The sequence below is a fragment of the uncultured Aggregatibacter sp. genome, from assembly GCF_938046485.1.
Taxonomy (GTDB): domain Bacteria; phylum Pseudomonadota; class Gammaproteobacteria; order Enterobacterales; family Pasteurellaceae; genus Aggregatibacter.
The window spans coordinates 42226-60160 of the sequence record NZ_CALIWN010000022.1; the positions used below are offsets into that span (position 1 = coordinate 42226).

A 17935-nucleotide genomic window follows, 5' to 3' on the forward strand; every position below is an offset into this window, starting at 1 on the left:
AAAGTTCAGACAACTAAAGTGCGGTGGCTTTTTGCGATGTTTCTTGAGGCGGTATTTCAGGTTGATAAGAAAAAGTGCGATAAAAGAATGCAATCAGTAATATTATCAACATGATAAGAATCTGAATTAAGCGTTTTTTCGTGAGTTTTTCGGCAGCCATAAATCCTCGCTCGGTGTTTTATACTTCTTAAATTGACCATTTAGTGGTATTATTGAGGCAGATCAATTTTACACCATTTTTAATACGTTTTCTTTGAATTTGGGGAACAGATGAAAATTCTAACGACAGAGACAAAATTAGGACGTCGAGTTCAATCAGGAGGATGTGCTATCCATTGTCAAAACTGCAGTATTAGTCAGTTGTGTATTCCTTTTACACTCAATGAGCACGAGTTGAACCAGTTAGACAATATTATTGAGCGCAAGAAGCCTATTCAGAAATCCCAAGTCCTTTTCAAAGCCGGTGATGAACTGACGTCAATCTACGCAATTCGTTCCGGCACGATTAAATCTTATACCATTAGCGAAACCGGTGAAGAGCAGATTACTTCATTTCACTTACCCGGTGATTTGGTTGGCTTTGATGCCATTATGAATATGCAGCATCCTAGTTTTGCGCAAGCGTTAGAAACAGCGATGGTGTGTGAAATTCCCTTTGATATTTTAGATGATTTATCCGGCAAAATGCCGAAATTACGCCAACAAATTATGCGTTTGATGAGTAACGAAATCAAAAGCGATCAAGAAATGATTTTATTATTGTCGAAAATGAACGCAGAGGAACGCTTGGCCGCCTTTATTTATAACCTCTCCCAGCGTTATTCCGCTCGCGGTTTTTCTGCCCGCGAATTCCGTTTAACCATGACGCGTGGTGATATTGGTAACTATCTTGGTTTAACGGTTGAAACCATTAGTCGGTTGTTAGGCCGCTTCCAGAAATTGGGTATTCTATCGGTTCAAGGTAAATACATTACGATTAATAATATGGCTGAATTAATCGAATTATCCGGTACCAATAAAACAAAAATCAAAATGGTTATCTAAGCCAGCCTTATTACTAGTGCAGCAAAAATGTTGCACTAGATCACCTTTTTAAAGACCGTGCCTTGTTATTTCAGCAAATATGTTCTACCCTATTTGTCATCGCAATAATGGAGGTTGTGTATGAAATTCAATAATATACTGGTGGTCTTAAACCCGGAAAATGACAAACAATACGCCCTTGCGAGAGCCGTTCGCTTAGCACAAGAGCAAAAAAGCCCAAACCCCGTCAATATTACCCTATTCCTTGCCATTTATGACTTATCTTACGAAATGTCAGCGCTCCTTTCTTCTGAAGAGCGGACAGAAATGCGCCATAACGTCATTGAACAGCGCAAGTTAGCGATTCAACCGTATATTGAAAAATACGCCTCTGACGGCATCCAATTCTCCTCTACTGTGGTTTGGCACAGCAATGAAGCAGAAGCCATTACTCGCGAAGTGGAAACCCATAATTATGATTTAGTGGTGAAATACACGAAAGCAGAAGAAAGCTTGAAATCTTTAATTGTTACCCCGGTAGATTGGCAAATTTTGCGTAAATGTCCTACGCCAATTTTGGTGGTAAAAGACGGTGACTGGAAACATCAACGTCGTATTTTAGTCGCGGTAAACGTTTCTGATGATGAAAACGAGGCACATAGCTCATTTAATGATGAATTGGTTTCACTCAGTATGGACCTAGCCGATTCCTTAGACCGAGGCAATATTCATCTGGTTACTGCCTATCCGCCAACCCCGATTAATATGGCAATTGACTTACCGGAATTTAGCACTGGCGACTGCAATAGCGGATTACGCGGACAGTATTTGTTAAATATGAAAGCATTACGCCAGAAATATGGGATAAGCGATGATCATACGCATGTTCTAGAAGGTTTCCCGGAAGACGTTATTCCTCAAGTAGCAGAAAAACTAGAAGCGGAATTGGTTATTCTTGGAACGATTGGACGAACAGGCCTATCCGCGGCTTTCTTAGGTAACACGGCAGAACACGTAATTAGTAAATTAAACTGCAATTTATTAGCCATAAAGCCATCAAAAAAGGACAATTAAGATAAATTTTGGGAGTAGTGCATATTTTTATTGACTACTCCTTTTTTTTACATTACTTTTTTCACACTACGAAATTACTTTTTATTTTGATTTTTAATTAATCACCCATCAAAAAGGAAACAAAGAATGAGAAAATCATTACTGATCACATTATTAGGATTAGCCGGTTTAGTACAAGCACATGAAGTTTGGGTTGTCGCGCCGGCACATATTAACACAAAAGAAGCACTTAATGCGGAATTAGCCTACGGTCATCATTTTCCGTATGCTGAGAAAATTGCAGCAGATCGCTTGCATTTTTTTGCACCGCTTGAATTAACCGATAAAAATGGCATGACCAGCGCGCTCAAACAACAAGGGGAAAATTACCAATACACTACAGAAAAGCCATTGGCAGAAGGTTCGTATTGGGTAAGCGCGACCTATAAACCAACATTTTGGTCGCAAAATGCAAAGGGCTGGAAGCAAGAAAATATGCAACAAATGACGGATGCCACATATTGTGAACAAACGCAAATGTTTGGTAAAAGCTTAGTGACCGTCGGTGATAAAGCTGATTCAACGGTATTTAAAGAAAAATTAGGTCAAGAATTAGAAATTGTGCCACTCAAAAATCCTGCTGAACTCAAAGAAGGTGAAGTTTTCCCATTACAGATTTTCTATAAAGGTAAACCATTGGCTGGTGAAACCGTAATTGCAACAGCAGACACCGTGGTTGTTAAAGATATTGAATCTGCTGAAGATCACCGTGAAATTCAGGGTTTTTCCAGCAAAACGGATAAAGACGGCAAAGTGAATTTCTTACCATTAATTGAAGGATTATGGAAAGTCAAAGTGGTACATAAAACAGCCTTTAGCGACCCTAAAGTGTGCCAACATTCAGCCAGTTATGCGACATTGGTCTTGCCGGTGGGTGAAAAACGCGCACAATATACCCCGCACGAACATCATCACTAGTGACATTATCACGACCTAATGAGCATTTCCGCTAACGCAAGTGGAAATGCTTTTTTATTCTCTGCCAATAAGAATGTCAGCATAATAAGCATAAAATAAGAGTTTCCTTTTTAGCGATATTTTTTCTAAGCGGGAAACTCTTCTTTTTTATGATGATTTAATGATTTTAATCCACTTTATTATTTTTTCTTCGCTTTAGCATTTGGAAGGTCAGTAATTGAACCTTCAAACACTTCAGCCGCAAGACCAACAGATTCATGAAGTGTTGGGTGGGCATGAATCGTTAATGCAATATCTTCTGCATCACAACCCATTTCAATCGCAAGACCGATTTCACCTAATAATTCACCACCGTTCACACCCACGATGGCGCCACCAAGTATGCGATGAGTATCTTTATCAAAGATTAATTTGGTCATCCCTTCTGAACATTCAGAGGCAATCGCACGACCGGATGCCGCCCAAGGGAATTTAGCCACTTCGTAGTTTAAACCTTCTTGTTTACAGTCTTTCTCAGTTTTACCTACCCAAGCCACTTCTGGTTCGGTATAAGCGATTGATGGAATCACTTTCGGATCGAAGTAATGTTTTTGTCCGGCAATAACTTCCGCTGCAACGTGACCTTCATGAACACCTTTATGCGCCAACATCGGTTGGCCCACAATATCACCAATTGCGAAAATATGAGGCACATTGGTACGCATTTGTTTATCCACATGAATGAAACCACGCTCATCCACTTCAACGCCTGCTTTGCCGGCATCGATTAGTTTGCCGTTTGGTGTACGGCCAATCGCCACTAACACTGCATCATAACGTTTAGTATCGTTACAGGCTTTGCCTTCCATTGAAACATAGATGCCATCATCTTTTGCTTCAACTGCGGTAACTTTGGTTTCAAGCATTAACTTGAATTTTTTCTCGATTTGTTTGGTATAAATTGCCACAACATCTTTATCCGCAGCAGGGATAACTTGGTCGAACATTTCTACCACTTCAATTTCCGATCCTAATGCGTGATAAACTGTCCCCATTTCCAAACCGATAATACCACCGCCCATAATAAGAAGTTTTTTCGGCACTTCTTTTAATTTAAGCGCATCTGTTGAATCCCAAATACGTGGATCTTCATGTGGAATGAAAGGTAATTGAATTGGGCGAGAACCGGCTGCAATAATTGCATTATCAAATTTGATTGTTGTTGGGTGACCATCACGATCGCGTGCCACTAACGTATGCGGATCCGTAAATGCCGCCAAACCTTCAACCACAGTGACTTTACGTGCTTTAGCCATCCCGGCTAAACCACCGGTTAATTTTGCTACAACCGCTTCTTTACCAGCACGTACTTCATCTAAATCAATACGTGGTTCACCGAAGTAAATACCATTTTTTGTTGCGTGTTTTGCTTCTTCAATCACTTTTGCAACGTGCAATAATGCTTTAGAAGGAATACAACCCACGTTTAAACATACCCCACCAAGGGTTGAATAGCGCTCAACTAATACGGTTTCTAAGCCTAAATCCGCACAACGGAACGCCGCTGAATAACCAGCAGGGCCGGCACCAAGCACCACGACTTGGGTTTTAATTTCTTTACTCATTTTTACCTCGTAAAAACGTTCAAATTTTTGACCGCACTTTGCGATCTTTGTGGGGCGGGCTTTCAGCCCACCAAGAGATCTCATTAATCGGTGGGCTGAAGCCCACCCTACAGATTACATCACTAAGCGACGTAAATCCGCTAATACGCCATTAATATAGCTTAAGAAACGCGCACCATCTGCACCGTCGATCACGCGGTGGTCGAAGGACAATGATAACGGAAGCATTAAGCGAGGCTCGAACTCTTTACCGTTCCAAATCGGTTGCATTTCAGATTTAGAAACACCCAAAATGGCCACTTCAGGCGCATTCACGATAGGTGTAAAGTGCGTTGTACCAATACCGCCTAAGCTTGAAATGGTGAAACAACCGCCTTGCATATCGGAACCGGAAAGTTTACCGTCACGGGCTTTTTTAGAGACTTCCATTAATTCGCGAGAAAGCTCGATAATGCCTTTTTTGTTCACATTTTTAAAGACAGGCACGACTAAGCCGTTTGGTGTATCTACTGCCACGCCAATGTTGATGTATTTTTTCAGCGTTAATTTTTGGCCATCTTCAGAAATAGAACTATTGAAACGCGGGAACGCTTCTAATGCTTTGGCAACCGCTTTCATAATGAACACCACTGGTGTGATTTTCACGTCTAATTTTTGTTTTTCAACAATCTTGTTCTGCTCTTTACGGAAAGCTTCTAAGTCGGTGATGTCGGTGCGATCAAAGTGCGTCACATGTGGAATCATGACCCAGTTACGGTGTAAATTCGCGCCGGAAATTTTGTTAATACGGCTTAACTCAACTTCTTCTACTTCACCAAATTTGCTGAAGTCCACTTTCGGCCATGGTAACAAGCCTAAACCTGCGCCATTCGCTACGCCATTACCTGCGGCTGCAGCAGAAACCGTACCGGTTTCAAATGCTTTTACAGCAGTTTTCACATAGGCTTGAATATCTTCTTTAACGATACGACCTTTACGACCGGTACCTTTTACTTTATCAAGATTTACACCGAATTCACGTGCAAGACGACGAATCACCGGTGTGGCGTGTGCATAGCCTGCGCTTGCAACCACTTGATCTTGGCTCAAACCGGATACATTGCCTGATTGTGCTGCCGGCGCGGCTGCGGATACGGCTTGAGGTGCTGGCGCTGCGGCTTGTGGTGCAGCAGCAACCGGTGCGGCACCTGCCACTTCAAATTTCATAATTAATGAACCGGTAGAGACTTTGTCACCCGCTTTCACTAAAATTTCTTTAACGACACCGGCAAATGGTGCAGGCACTTCCATCGAAGCTTTGTCACCTTCAACGGTAATTAACGATTGCTCTTCTGTGATGCTATCGCCTACTTTGACCATAATTTCAGTCACGTTAACTTCGTCACCACCAATATCCGGAACGTTTACATCCTTCACACCACCGGCAACCGGTGCTGCAGGTGCAGCAGCTGGCGCAGATGCCGCTGGTGCTGAAGCAGACGCACTGCCGGCAACTTCAAAACGCATAATCAATGTGCCGGTGGACACTTTATCGCCCGCTTTAATAATGATTTCTTTCACGATACCGGCAACAGGTGCTGGCACTTCCATAGACGCTTTATCGCCTTCAACGTTAATAATGGATTGATCCACTTCAACACGATCACCCACTTTTACCATAACATCAGTAACGTTGACTTCATCAGAACCGATATCCGGCACGTTCACATCAACCACTTGTGCAGTCGCTGGTGCAGTGGCAGGTGCTGCGGCCGGTTGAGCGGCTTGTGCAGGTGCCGCGTCAGCACTCTCTAATACCAACATAGGCGTGCCGGTGGTCACTTTATCTCCCACTTTCACTAACACTTCTTTAACCACGCCTGCTTCAGGTGCCGGCACTTCCATCGATGCTTTATCACCTTCAACATTGATGATGGATTGATCCGCAGTAATCGTATCTCCAACTTTTACCATCACTTCGGTAACGGTCACTTCATCACTACCGATATCCGGAATTTGAATTTGTTTAGCCATTTCTTTTTACCTTTTAAACGTTTGGAAAACCAACCGCACTTTCATCAAGTGCGGTCGTTTTTTTCGTTATTTTTTATGCGTATAACGGATTCAATCTTTCAGGATCGATACCGTATTTTGCGATTGCTTCGGCAACCACTTTCTTGTCAACCGTGCCTTCTTGTGCCAACACATGTAATGCGGCAACCACAACGTGGTGTGCATCTACTTCAAAGTGGTCACGCAAGTTCGCACGGCTATCGGAACGACCGAAACCATCCGTACCCAACACATGATAATGTTTAGCCGGTACATAAGCGCGGATTTGCTCAGCAAAAAGCTTCATGTAGTCGGTTGCTGCAACGGCAGGCTTGTCGTTCATCACTTGAGCAACGTATGGCACACGTGGTGTTTCGGTTGGATGTAACATATTCCAACGAACCGCATCCGCTCCTTCGCGAGCCGCTTCAGTGAAGGATGGCGCACTATAAACATCAGCGCTGATGCCGTAGTCATTCGCCAAGATTTGAGCGGCTTCACGTACATGACGCAAGATCGCACCGGAACCAAGTAATTGCACTTCGCCTTTACCTTTTCCTTGTACGCGTTCAAATTTATAAAGACCTTTACGAATACCTTCTTCTGAGCCTGCTGGCATTGCCGGTTGATCGTAAATTTCGTTTAACGTGGTGATGTAATAGAACACATCTTCTTGTTTTTCACCGTACATACGGTTAATACCGTCTTGCATGATAACTGCCACTTCATAAGCGAATGCCGGGTCATAAGAGACACAGTTCGGAATCGTTAAAGATTGAATGTGGCTGTGACCATCTTCGTGTTGTAAACCTTCACCGTTCAATGTTGTACGGCCTGACGTACCCCCGATCATGAAACCACGAGCCAATTGGTCACCGGCTGCCCACATCAAGTCACCCACACGTTGGAAACCGAACATGGAGTAGTAAATGAAGAATGGGATCATCGGCATATTGCTCACAGAATAAGACGTTGCTGCCGCTAACCAAGAAGAGGTTGCACCTAATTCGTTGATCCCTTCTTGTAATACTTGACCGTCTTTCGCTTCGCGATAGTAAGCCACTAAATCACGGTCGGATGGCACATAGTTTTGACCATGCGGGTTGTAAATACCGATTTGACGGAATAATCCTTCCATACCGAACGTACGCGCTTCGTCTGCCACGATTGGAACGATATGTTTGCCCACTTCTTTGTCTTTTAACAACGTATTTAAGAAACGAACAAATGCCATTGTGGTTGAAATCGGACGCGGTTGCGCTTCTAACAACGCAGAGAATTCAGAAAGCTCAGGTGCTTTGAAGTTCACAGTAAATTTCGGATGACGTGCCGGCAAATAACCTTGTAAAGCTTTGCGATGTTCGTGCAAGTATTTATATTCTTCAGAACCTTCAGGGAAAGTCACATATGGCAGTTTTTCCAAATCTTCATCTTTCACTGGGATGTGGAAGTAATCGCGGTAAGCTTTGATACTCTCAGCAGACATTTTTTTGGATTGGTGCGCAGTATTTTTACTTTCTGCTTCAGCAATTTTATAGCCTTTGACTGAGTGAACTAAAATCACGACCGGTTTACCGGCATTTTGTGCTTTCTTGAATGCAGCAAACACTTTAAGCGGATCATGACCGCCACGTTGTAACGCCCAAATTTCATCATCAGTCATATCAGCCACTAATGCAGCGGTTTCTGGGTAACGACCGAAGAAGTGTTCACGTACGTAAGCACCGTCTTTAGATTTGAAGGTTAAGTAGTCACCATCAACCACTTCCATCATTAATTGGGTGAGTTTACCTGTGGTGTCTTTGGCAAATAATTTATCCCAACGGCTACCCCACATGACTTTGATCACTTCCCAACCGGCGCCCACGAATAAGCCTTCTAATTCTTGAACGATTTTACCGTTACCGTTTACCGGGCCGTCTAAGCGTTGTAAGTTACAGGAAATGACGAAAATGAGGTTATCTAAATGTTCGCGTGCGGCGAAAGTTAATGCACCTTTAGATTCAATTTCATCCATCTCGCCATCGCCTAAGAAGGCATACACTTTTTGATCAGCGGTGTCTTTCAAACCACGATTTTGTAAGTATTTTAAGAAACGGGCTTGATAAATGGCGTTCACCGGGCCTAAACCCATAGAAACCGTTGAGAATTGCCAGAAATCCGGCATTAATTTCGGATGAGGGTAAGAAGACAAGCCTTTGCCATGCACTTCTTGACGGAAGTTGTCTAGTTGTTCTTCCGTTAAACGTCCTTCTAGGAAAGCACGAGCATACATCCCCGGCGCTGCGTGGCCTTGGAAGAAGACTAAGTCACCGCCGTTTTTCTCTGTTGCCGCTTTGAAGAAATGGTTAAAACCAACTTCATACATCGTCGCAGCAGATTGATAAGTCGATAAGTGACCGCCTAAATCCAAATCTTTTTTCTGACCACGTAACACCATCATCACGGCATTCCAACGAACATAAGAGCGAATGCGACGTTCAATGTCTAAATTGCCCGGATACGCCGGTTGTTCTGACACAGGAATGGTATTCACATAATCGGTTGTAATCCCGCTTGGTAAAGAAACGCCACCGGCGCGAGCTTGTTGCATAACTTGATCGATAATGAACTGAGCGCGCTCAATGCCTTCCTCACGAATTAACGAATCAATTGATGCCAACCAATCGTTAGTCTCGATCGGATCTACGTCATTTTTTAACAATTCTGACATAGTTTTTTCCTTATTTTGTTAAGTTAGAAGTACGTTTAACCCTAATTTTTAATAGAAATTAAACAACGAAATTGATCACTAAAAAAAGCCTAATTTGCCAAAAACTGACATTACAAATTTTTAACAAATAATGTAAATGTTATTAGATTTTTTGAAAAAATGATAGTAATTTTTCTCTCTTCACTTGAAAATACCCCATATTTGCATAGTTTCAAACTAACGCTATATAAATTAATATATCAAAAATTGTAATGTCCCATAAAATCCTTAAAAAACAACCGCACTTTCTAAAATGCTTGATTTTTATCATCTCTTCGTTTGAAAAAGAATTAAATATTGCGTATTTCACGTAATTAACCTACCATTAAACTCAACTATTAACACCCTAAAATTTGGAGAAAAAAATGCAAAACGAACTTATTTGCTATAAAAAAATGCCGGTTTGGACCAAAGACAGCTTGCCAAAAATGTTTCAAGAAAAACACAACACAAAAGTCGGCACTTGGGGAAAACTCACCGTATTAAAAGGTAAACTTAAATTTTATGTCCTCACAGAAAATGGCGATATTGTGAGCGAACACATTTTCACGCCACAAGATTCAACCCCTTTTGTTGAACCGCAACAATGGCATCGTGTTGAAGCCCTTTCCGATGATTTGGAATGTTTTCTGGAATTTTATTGCACCAAGGAAGACTACTTCAGCAAGAAATACAATATGACCGCCACGCACGGTGATGTAGTCGATGCCGCTAAAATCATCAAACCTTGTAAAGTGTTGGATTTAGGTTGTGGACAAGGTCGTAACTCTCTCTATTTGAGTTTACTCGGCTATGATGTCACCGCTTGGGATCACAATGAAAACAGTCTTCAATTTCTAAACGAAGTCAAAGAGAAAGAAAATCTAAAAATTCAGACCGCACTTTACAATATCAACGAAGCAAACATTCAAGAAAACTATGATTTTATTGTGTCGACGGTGGTCTTTATGTTCCTCGATCGTGCTCGCGTACCGGCAATTCTTGAAAACATGCAAAACCATACCAATCCGGGGGGCTACAATTTAATCGTAGCTGCCATGTCCACTCCGGAAGTGCCTTGCCCACTGCCATTCTCATTTACTTTTGGTGAAAATGAATTGAAAGAATACTACAAAGATTGGGAATTCTTAGAATACAACGAAAACATGGGTGAACTGCACAAAACCGATGAAAACGGCAATCGCTATAAAATGAAATTTGTAACCATGTTGGCAAGAAAGAAATAGTTTGCCGATTTAGAACAGAAAAAGACCGCACTTTATTACTGCGGAATATGAAAAATCTGCGTCTTATGTCATGTATTAAGACTAAGACGCAGATTTTTTTAATGGGATTAGCCTTGATTAAACCATGTTACATAATCAAATTGGTCATAATATTTTTTACCGTTCCAGCCCGAAAATGCGAATAAATCCCCGACTTGATCGCTTTGCTCAAAACCCGGAATATACACGGCAGATGCCAACTGCGGATAAGGTTTATGCGTAAATACCACTTTGTTTTTAAATGGCAACCGATCAAAGGCTTCGAGCTCTTCATAACTCACCCCTTGAGGGCTATCTTTATCTGTCATGATAATAAAAAGATTATCAAGATTAATCCGTTTTAAACGTGTTTCCCACTTCTCTTTCGCCTCTTGCGCATTGAGGTAATGCATAAAATGGATAGGAACATCTCCCAACCAACCGACAGGGTAAGGCTTGTCGCTCGGTTTGAATTCCAATGTTTGCTGATGATAAAAAGCCATATTTTGTAAATAACGGATAAAATCTCGTGGCTTTACATATAAATTGACAAAAGGCGAATTAAAAGGCTCATTCAAATCATGCAAGATGAATGCGCCGACACAGTTGCTTGATAGCACAGACATCCCATGATTTTGCAAACGTTCTCTTAGTTGGCGATTGATGGATTTTCGATGAAATTGATTCACCGCACTTTTGAATTTTGAAAATAAGGACATCATTGCCTCCAAATAACGCAATACGACCACAACACATTGAAGAAAATCACTAGGCGTTCGCTATGAACGATGATGCCATAAAAACAGACTCCCCTCAATTTTACATTCAGGGGAGTTGTTCTCAGTCAAATTTAACCGTTATAACGTTTAAACACGAGTGTGGCGTTCGTGCCACCAAAACCAAAGCTATTTGACATTACAGTTTGTAAACCGGCATTTTCTTTTGTTTCAGTCACAATGTTGCAACCCACGGCTTGTTCATCTAAGGTTTCAATGTTAATGCTTGGTGCGATGAAATCGTTATCTAACATTAACAAGGTGTAAATGGCTTCGTGCGCACCGGCAGCCCCTAAAGAGTGACCTGTCATGGACTTGGTGGAAGAAATCGCCGGCATTTTATTGCCAAATACGTTTTTAATCGCACCCAATTCTTTCACATCACCGACTGGCGTTGATGTACCGTGCACGTTGATGTAATCGATTGGTGTGTCAACAGTTGCCATGGCTTGTTTCATGCAACGTTCTGCGCCTTCACCGCTTGGCGCCACCATGTCATAACCATCGGAAGTCGCACCATAACCGACGATTTCCGCGTAAATTTTCGCACCACGGGCAAGCGCGTGCTCTAATTCTTCTACAACCACTACTGCACCGCCGCCGGCAATGACGAAGCCATCACGGTTTGCGTCATACGCACGGGACGCTTTCGTTGGAGTTTCATTGTACTTGGTGGACACTGCACCCATCGCATCAAATTCGGTCGCACATTCCCAAGACAACTCTTCTGCACCACCGGCGAAAACGATGTCTTGTTTACCTAATTGGATGAGTTCTAATGCGTTACCAATACAGTGTGCTGAAGTGGCACAAGCGGAACTGATACTGTAACTGACGCCTTTGATTTTGTATGGAGTCGCTAAGCAAGCAGACACGCTGGATGCCATAGTTTTAGTGACGGCATAAGGGCCAATCGCTTTCACACCGCGCGGACCACGCACAGCATCACAAGCCACTAACTGATTATGTGCAGAACCTGTGCCGGCGCCGATCACCAAGCCGGTACGTTCGTTAGACACTTGTTCTTCAGTTAAACCCGCATCTTCAATAGCTTCTTTCATGGAAAGATAAGCATAGGCTGCCGCATCGCCCATGAAACGATACACTTTACGATCGATTAACTCGCTCGGGTTTAATTTAATGGTACCGGCAACATGGCTGCGCATTTTCATGTCAATAAATTCAGGGACGATTTCAATACCGGATTTACCAGCTTTCAATGAAGCCAAGACTTCTTCTTTGTTGTTACCAATACTGGAAATAATACCAAATCCGGTGATTACTGCTCTTTTCATTCGTTATTCCTTAATGAGTTGGGAAATTGATTTTCGACTTACATTTGTTAGCTGAACGCAATTTACTATGAAATCAAAATATTGCAAGCATTAATTATAACGTTCGACCAGTTAGGGCAATTAGGCGTATTATATTAGACACCTCAAAAGCAACGAAAGGAAATCACGCCCAATGCGCTTAGTGACTCGTGCCGAGATTCATTTTAATCAAGAAAATACGCCCATTTCCGACCAATTTGACGATGTTTATTTTTCTAACCAAGACGGTTTGGAAGAAAGCCACTACGTTTTCCAACAAGGCAATCAACTATGGCAACGTTGGCTAAAACATGAACAAGCGTATTTTATTATTGCTGAAACCGGCTTTGGTACAGGGCTCAATTTTTTGGCGGTCACCACGCTTTTTCGTGAATTTCGCCAACAATTTCCACAGGCAACATTACAACGGCTATTTTTTATTTCCTTCGAAAAGTATCCATTAACACGGGAAGCATTAACGCTTGCCCATCAACATTACCCGCAATTTAGCGCCCTCACGGCACAATTACAAGCACATTGGCTAGACCCGATTGAAGGTTGCTATCGTTTTCATTTTGAGGAAACCACGCTCGATCTTTGGTTTGGTGATATTCACGATAATTTGCCACAGCTCGGCGATTATATGCGTGACAAAATTGATGCGTGGTTTTTAGACGGATTTGCCCCGAGTAAAAATCCTGATATGTGGAATGACGCGCTTTATACGCAAATGTACCGTTACACCAAACCGCAAGGCACGTTCGCCACCTTCACTGCCGCAAGTGCGGTGCGTAAAGGCCTAGAAAATGCCGGTTTCAGCGTGCAAAAGCGCAAAGGTTACGGCAAAAAACGGGAGTGTTTGGCGGGTGAAAAAATACTTGAAAAACCCACCGCACTTTTCACCCCATGGTATTTGCCACAATCCGCCCAGTTTGAAGGTGTGGCAGATGTTGCCATTGTGGGGGGCGGCATCGCCTCCTTATTTACCGCATTCGCCTTAATGCAACGTGGCGCGAGCGTCACTCTTTATTGCGAAGATCCACAGCCGGCGATGAACGCCTCCGGTAACAAACAAGGCGCGTTTTATCCGCAACTGAGCGACGATGACGAACGTAATATTCGCTTTTATATACAGGCTTTTGCTTACGGCTTACAACAATTACGTAATGCCGAAAACCTCATTGAATTTGAACATGAATTTTGCGGCGTGGCGCTGTGCGGGTATAACGAAAAAAGTGCGGTCAAATTACAGAAAGTTTCGCAACTTCAGTTGCCTGAAGATCTTTATCAAAACCTAAACCAAGCTGAATTAAGCGATAAAGTCGGTCTCCCGTTGCCTTGTAGGGGCGGATTCATTCCACAGGGCGGATGGCTTGCGCCACAGCAATTTGTACAGAATCTGTTTGCTTATTTGCAGCGGCGCGGGCTCAGCATAAAAACATCGCAAAAAGTGACCGCACTTTCCCCTCAAAAAAACGGCTGGCTGGTGACAAATGCTGAAAATGACGCGTTCCATCATCAAATCGTTGTCCTCGCCAACGGGCATCAACTACATGAATTTCCGCAAACGCAGTCACTACCGCTTTATGCCGTACGCGGGCAAGTCAGCCAGATTCCCACGTCAGAACATCTGCTAAAACTGAAATCTGTGCTCTGTTATGACGGCTACCTCACGCCTGCTGATTTGGCAAAAACCAGTCATTGCATTGGTGCCAGCCATGTGCGTGATTGTGCTGACCGCACCTTTAGCGAGCTGGAACAGCGGGAAAATCAGGAAAAAATCCAAAATAACCTAGAGGGTATGCCTTGGGTGAAAGAGGTGGATACGTCTGCCAATCTGGCGCTCATCGGCGTGCGTTGCGCCGTGCGGGATCGAATTCCAATGGTAGGCAATGTGCCGAATTTTGAACAGCAATGCGTGGATTATAAAAATCTGTTCAACTTACGCCGTCGCAAACAACCCATTCCACCGGCTGCCGTATTTCCGAATTTATATCTCATCGGCGCCCTCGGCTCACGCGGTTTAACCTCTGCCCCGATATTGGGCGAAACACTCGCTTCGTTAATCTACAACGAACCACTTCCACTCAGCGAAGACCTTATTCACCACCTATCCGCAAGTCGCAGTTGGATACGTAAATTGTTGAAAGGCACGTCGATTGAGAATTTATCGTCTTAATACAATGATTTTTAACTTTTATATTTGGAAGTATCATTATGACTCGAATTAATCTGATTCCACCTAAAGAGCTATGCGATCAGCATTTACTGGCAGAACACCGCGAACTGACACGCATTCCGAATGCCGTCGCCAAAGGTAAATTTCACTTAAAAGGGCAACCGGAGGAATATAAATTAGGTGAAGGCCATGTGAGATTTTTCTTTAATAAAATGGCATTTTTGAAAAGGCGATATGATGAATTACATACGGAATGTAAAGCGCGTGGTTTTAAGGTTCAATATATTTGGCCTGAAACACTGCCCTCATCACCTGAACTTTGGCTTGATTATCAGCCGACCGATGCAGCACTTGAAATAAATCGTCAAAGGATTCAAGAACGAATGCCCAAAAAAGCAAGATTTACAGCACATCAGTCATTTGCACCAAATAAGTGCGGTGTGTTTTAGGCGTGTTTTGCGAATGTAAAACAAAACCCCATTCAGATTCGAACGGGGTTTCTTTTTATCAAGAAATTATTTCTCGAGATTTAATGGCTTAATGTGCCAAATATTTTCCGCGTATTCCTTAATGGTACGATCGGAAGAGAAATAACCCATGTTGACGATATTTTGAATCGTGCTGTCAATCCAGGCATCACGATTTTTATATTTTTCATCTACCAATTTCTGTGCATCCACATAGCTGCGGAAATCAGCAAACGCTTGGTAGTAATCGTGATATTGTAAACCCTGTAATAGCTGTTGATAACGGTTCGGATCGTTTTCGGAGAAACGGCCGTTAATGATTTGATCAACAACATTTCTTAGTTCGGCATCTTCTTGATAGAAATTAAATGGACAGTAGCCATCGCGACGTAACTTCTCTACTTGTTCTACGGTATTACCGAAAATAAAGATGTGGTCTTTGCCGACATGTTCCAAAATTTCTACGTTTGCCCCATCTAATGTCCCCAAGGTTAAGGCACCATTTAACGCAAATTTCATGTTACTGGTACCGGAAGCTTCCGTGCCCGCCAAAGAAATTTGTTCAGAAATATCTGCCGCCGGAATGATCAATTGAGCTAAACTGACGCTGTAGTTCGGGATAAAGACCACTTTTAAGCGGCCTCCCAAACGGGCATCGTTATTAATCACATTGGCAACATCATTAATTAAATGGATGGTTTGTTTGGCTGCGTAATACGCCGATGCCGCTTTACCGGCTAAGATAAACACACGAGGTTGCCAATCTTTTTCCGGATGCTCTAACATGGCGTTGTAACGGGCAATAATATGCAACACGTTCAAAATTTGACGTTTATATTCGTGAATACGTTTCACTTGAACGTCAAATAACGCATGGGGATCCAGATCAATGTCTAATGTTTTCTTCACGTAATTTGCCAATTTCACTTTATTTGCAAATTTAATATCGGCAATAGCGTGTTTGAAATCCGCTTCATGCGTATATTGTTTTAATTTTTCGATTTGGCTTAAATCACAACGCCAATCAGAACCGATATATTTATCAAACAACGACGCTAATTGTGGGTTTGCCACAGCAAGCCAACGACGCGGGGTAATACCATTAGTCACGTTGGTGAAACGTTCCGGATAAATACGCGCGAAATCCGCAAAAGTCGATGTCACCATTAAATCAGAATGAATTGCCGCCACACCATTGACTTTATGTGACCCCACCACGGATAACCAACCCATGCGTACTTTGCGCTGATACCCTTCTTCGATTAAAGAAACGCGACGAATGAAATCCAGGTCGGTAGTGATGTAGGTTTTGACGTATTCCAAGAAATGATCGTTAATTTCAAAAATCATTTGTAAATGGCGCGGTAAGATTTTCGCCATCATTTCTACCGGCCAAGTTTCCAAGGCTTCAGACATCAAGGTGTGACATGTATAAGAGAAAATACGACGGGTCATATCCCAGGCTTTCTGCCATGAAAAGCCTTCTTCATCAATTAAAATACGCATTAATTCAGGAATGGCTAATGCCGGGTGAGTATCATTTAAATGAATTGCCACTTTATCCGCTAAATTTTCCAAGCTGCTATGCGTGCGTTTATGACGGCGGATAATGTCTTGCAATGACGCAGAAACCAAGAAATATTCTTGACGCAAACGTAATTCACGACCGTTCCAAGTGGAATCATCCGGATAAAGCACACGGGAAAGATTCTTAATGGAAGCACGGCTTTCCACCGCCGCAATGTGTTGACCGCGGTTAAAGTCTTCTAAGTTAAACAGTTCGCCAGCATGAGCAGCCCACAAACGTAATGTGGCGGCAGAGTCATTTTGATAGCCCGGAATCACTTGGTCATAAGCAAGTGCGGTCACTTCTTCGCCTTTATTCCAGATACATTTTTTGCCTTCAAAATGAATATTACCGCCGAAAGAAACGGTAAAACGTTTAGACGGACGAATAAATTCCCAAGGCGCCCCTTTTTCTAACCACGCATCCGGGCGTTCAACTTGTTGGCCATCTTCAATTTTTTGACGGAACATTCCATATTCATAACGAATACCGTAGCCCATGCCCGGTAAGCCTAAGGTGGCAATAGAATCCATGAAACAGGCGGCTAAACGACCTAACCCACCGTTACCTAAGCCCGGATCCACTTCTTTTTCAATAATTTCTTCTAAATCAACGTTTAATTCGGAAAGGGCTTCTTTGGCGATGTCGTACAATCCTTCTGCAATCATGGCATTGGATAAGGTACGACCAATCAGAAATTCCATTGATAAATAATAAACACGGCGTGCGTCTTCAGCTCTGGCTTCACGCGCGGTAGTGATCCAACCTTCAGTGACGAAATCCCGCACCGCGTATAACGTGGCATTGAGCCAATCTCGTTGGCTCGCCTCTTTAGGAGAGCGACCAATTAAAAAAATCAGTTTATAAACAATCGTTTTTTTCAATGAATCAACATTGACTTCAGGTCGATTGTACAGGAATGGAGAATCAAAATTATCCATTATCATA

At 42.6% G+C, this 17935-nt stretch carries 13 protein-coding genes; 6 read left to right on the forward strand and 7 right to left on the reverse strand.

From position 1 onward, the window contains the following. Positions 1-13 precede the first annotated feature (13 nt). Positions 14-160: a hypothetical protein gene (locus tag Q0203_RS02980; RefSeq protein WP_297929419.1), complete on the reverse strand. Its 147-nt coding sequence runs from the start codon at positions 158-160 to the stop codon at positions 14-16. A gap of 110 nt (positions 161-270) precedes the next feature. Between Q0203_RS02980 and Q0203_RS02985 the strand changes: the two genes are divergently transcribed. From Q0203_RS02985 to Q0203_RS02995, 3 genes are all read left to right on the forward strand, one after another. Next, the gene (locus Q0203_RS02985; RefSeq protein WP_021616200.1) at positions 271-1044 is read left to right on the forward strand and encodes an FNR family transcription factor; all 774 of its coding nucleotides are present in this window, start codon (positions 271-273) and stop codon (positions 1042-1044) included. A gap of 120 nt (positions 1045-1164) precedes the next feature. Continuing rightward, positions 1165-2097, forward strand: a complete 933-nt coding sequence (gene uspE, locus Q0203_RS02990) for a universal stress protein UspE (protein ID WP_297929421.1) — start codon at positions 1165-1167, stop codon at positions 2095-2097. 126 nt (positions 2098-2223) lie between these two features. Continuing rightward, a complete protein-coding gene (locus Q0203_RS02995) occupies positions 2224-3054 on the forward strand; it encodes a DUF4198 domain-containing protein (protein WP_297929423.1) in 831 nt (276 codons plus the stop codon). A 179-nt stretch (positions 3055-3233) separates the two neighbouring features. Here Q0203_RS02995 and lpdA read toward each other — a convergent pair whose 3' ends face one another. The 3 genes from lpdA to aceE all read right to left on the reverse strand — a co-directional run bounded on the left by lpdA (position 3234) and on the right by aceE (position 9402). Beyond that, entirely contained in the window at positions 3234-4658 is a 1425-nt protein-coding gene (lpdA, locus tag Q0203_RS03000) for a dihydrolipoyl dehydrogenase (RefSeq protein WP_297929424.1), read from the reverse strand. A 114-nt stretch (positions 4659-4772) separates the two neighbouring features. Then, positions 4773-6671, reverse strand: coding sequence for a pyruvate dehydrogenase complex dihydrolipoyllysine-residue acetyltransferase (gene aceF, locus Q0203_RS03005; RefSeq protein ID WP_297929426.1), 1899 nt, complete (start codon positions 6669-6671; stop codon positions 4773-4775). Between the two features lie 73 nt (positions 6672-6744). After that, positions 6745-9402: a pyruvate dehydrogenase (acetyl-transferring), homodimeric type gene (gene aceE / locus Q0203_RS03010; protein ID WP_297929428.1), complete on the reverse strand. Its 2658-nt coding sequence runs from the start codon at positions 9400-9402 to the stop codon at positions 6745-6747. Between the two features lie 404 nt (positions 9403-9806). Between aceE and tehB the strand changes: the two genes are divergently transcribed. Beyond that, the gene (gene tehB / locus Q0203_RS03015) at positions 9807-10667 is read left to right on the forward strand and encodes an SAM-dependent methyltransferase TehB (protein ID WP_297929430.1); all 861 of its coding nucleotides are present in this window, start codon (positions 9807-9809) and stop codon (positions 10665-10667) included. A 107-nt stretch (positions 10668-10774) separates the two neighbouring features. On the opposite strand, the gene Q0203_RS03020 is transcribed toward tehB, so the two are convergent. Then, positions 10775-11404 carry a DUF1919 domain-containing protein gene (locus Q0203_RS03020; RefSeq protein ID WP_297929432.1) on the reverse strand — a complete coding sequence of 210 codons (630 nt, stop codon included), beginning with the start codon at positions 11402-11404 and terminating at the stop codon, positions 10775-10777. A gap of 131 nt (positions 11405-11535) precedes the next feature. Beyond that, complete coding sequence (fabB, locus tag Q0203_RS03025) at positions 11536-12756, reverse strand: beta-ketoacyl-ACP synthase I (protein WP_295973859.1); 1221 nt, start codon at positions 12754-12756, stop codon at positions 11536-11538. A 172-nt stretch (positions 12757-12928) separates the two neighbouring features. Here fabB and mnmC point away from each other — a divergent pair, with 172 nt between their 5' ends. Next, complete coding sequence (gene mnmC / locus Q0203_RS03030) at positions 12929-14953, forward strand: bifunctional tRNA (5-methylaminomethyl-2-thiouridine)(34)-methyltransferase MnmD/FAD-dependent 5-carboxymethylaminomethyl-2-thiouridine(34) oxidoreductase MnmC (protein WP_297929434.1); 2025 nt, start codon at positions 12929-12931, stop codon at positions 14951-14953. Between the two features lie 38 nt (positions 14954-14991). Beyond that, positions 14992-15402 carry a pyrimidine dimer DNA glycosylase/endonuclease V gene (locus Q0203_RS03035; RefSeq protein ID WP_297929436.1) on the forward strand — a complete coding sequence of 137 codons (411 nt, stop codon included), beginning with the start codon at positions 14992-14994 and terminating at the stop codon, positions 15400-15402. A gap of 66 nt (positions 15403-15468) precedes the next feature. Here the strand turns inward: Q0203_RS03035 and Q0203_RS03040 are convergent, their stop codons facing one another. Then, positions 15469-17934: a glycogen/starch/alpha-glucan phosphorylase gene (locus Q0203_RS03040; RefSeq protein ID WP_297929438.1), complete on the reverse strand. Its 2466-nt coding sequence runs from the start codon at positions 17932-17934 to the stop codon at positions 15469-15471. Position 17935 lies beyond the last annotated feature (1 nt).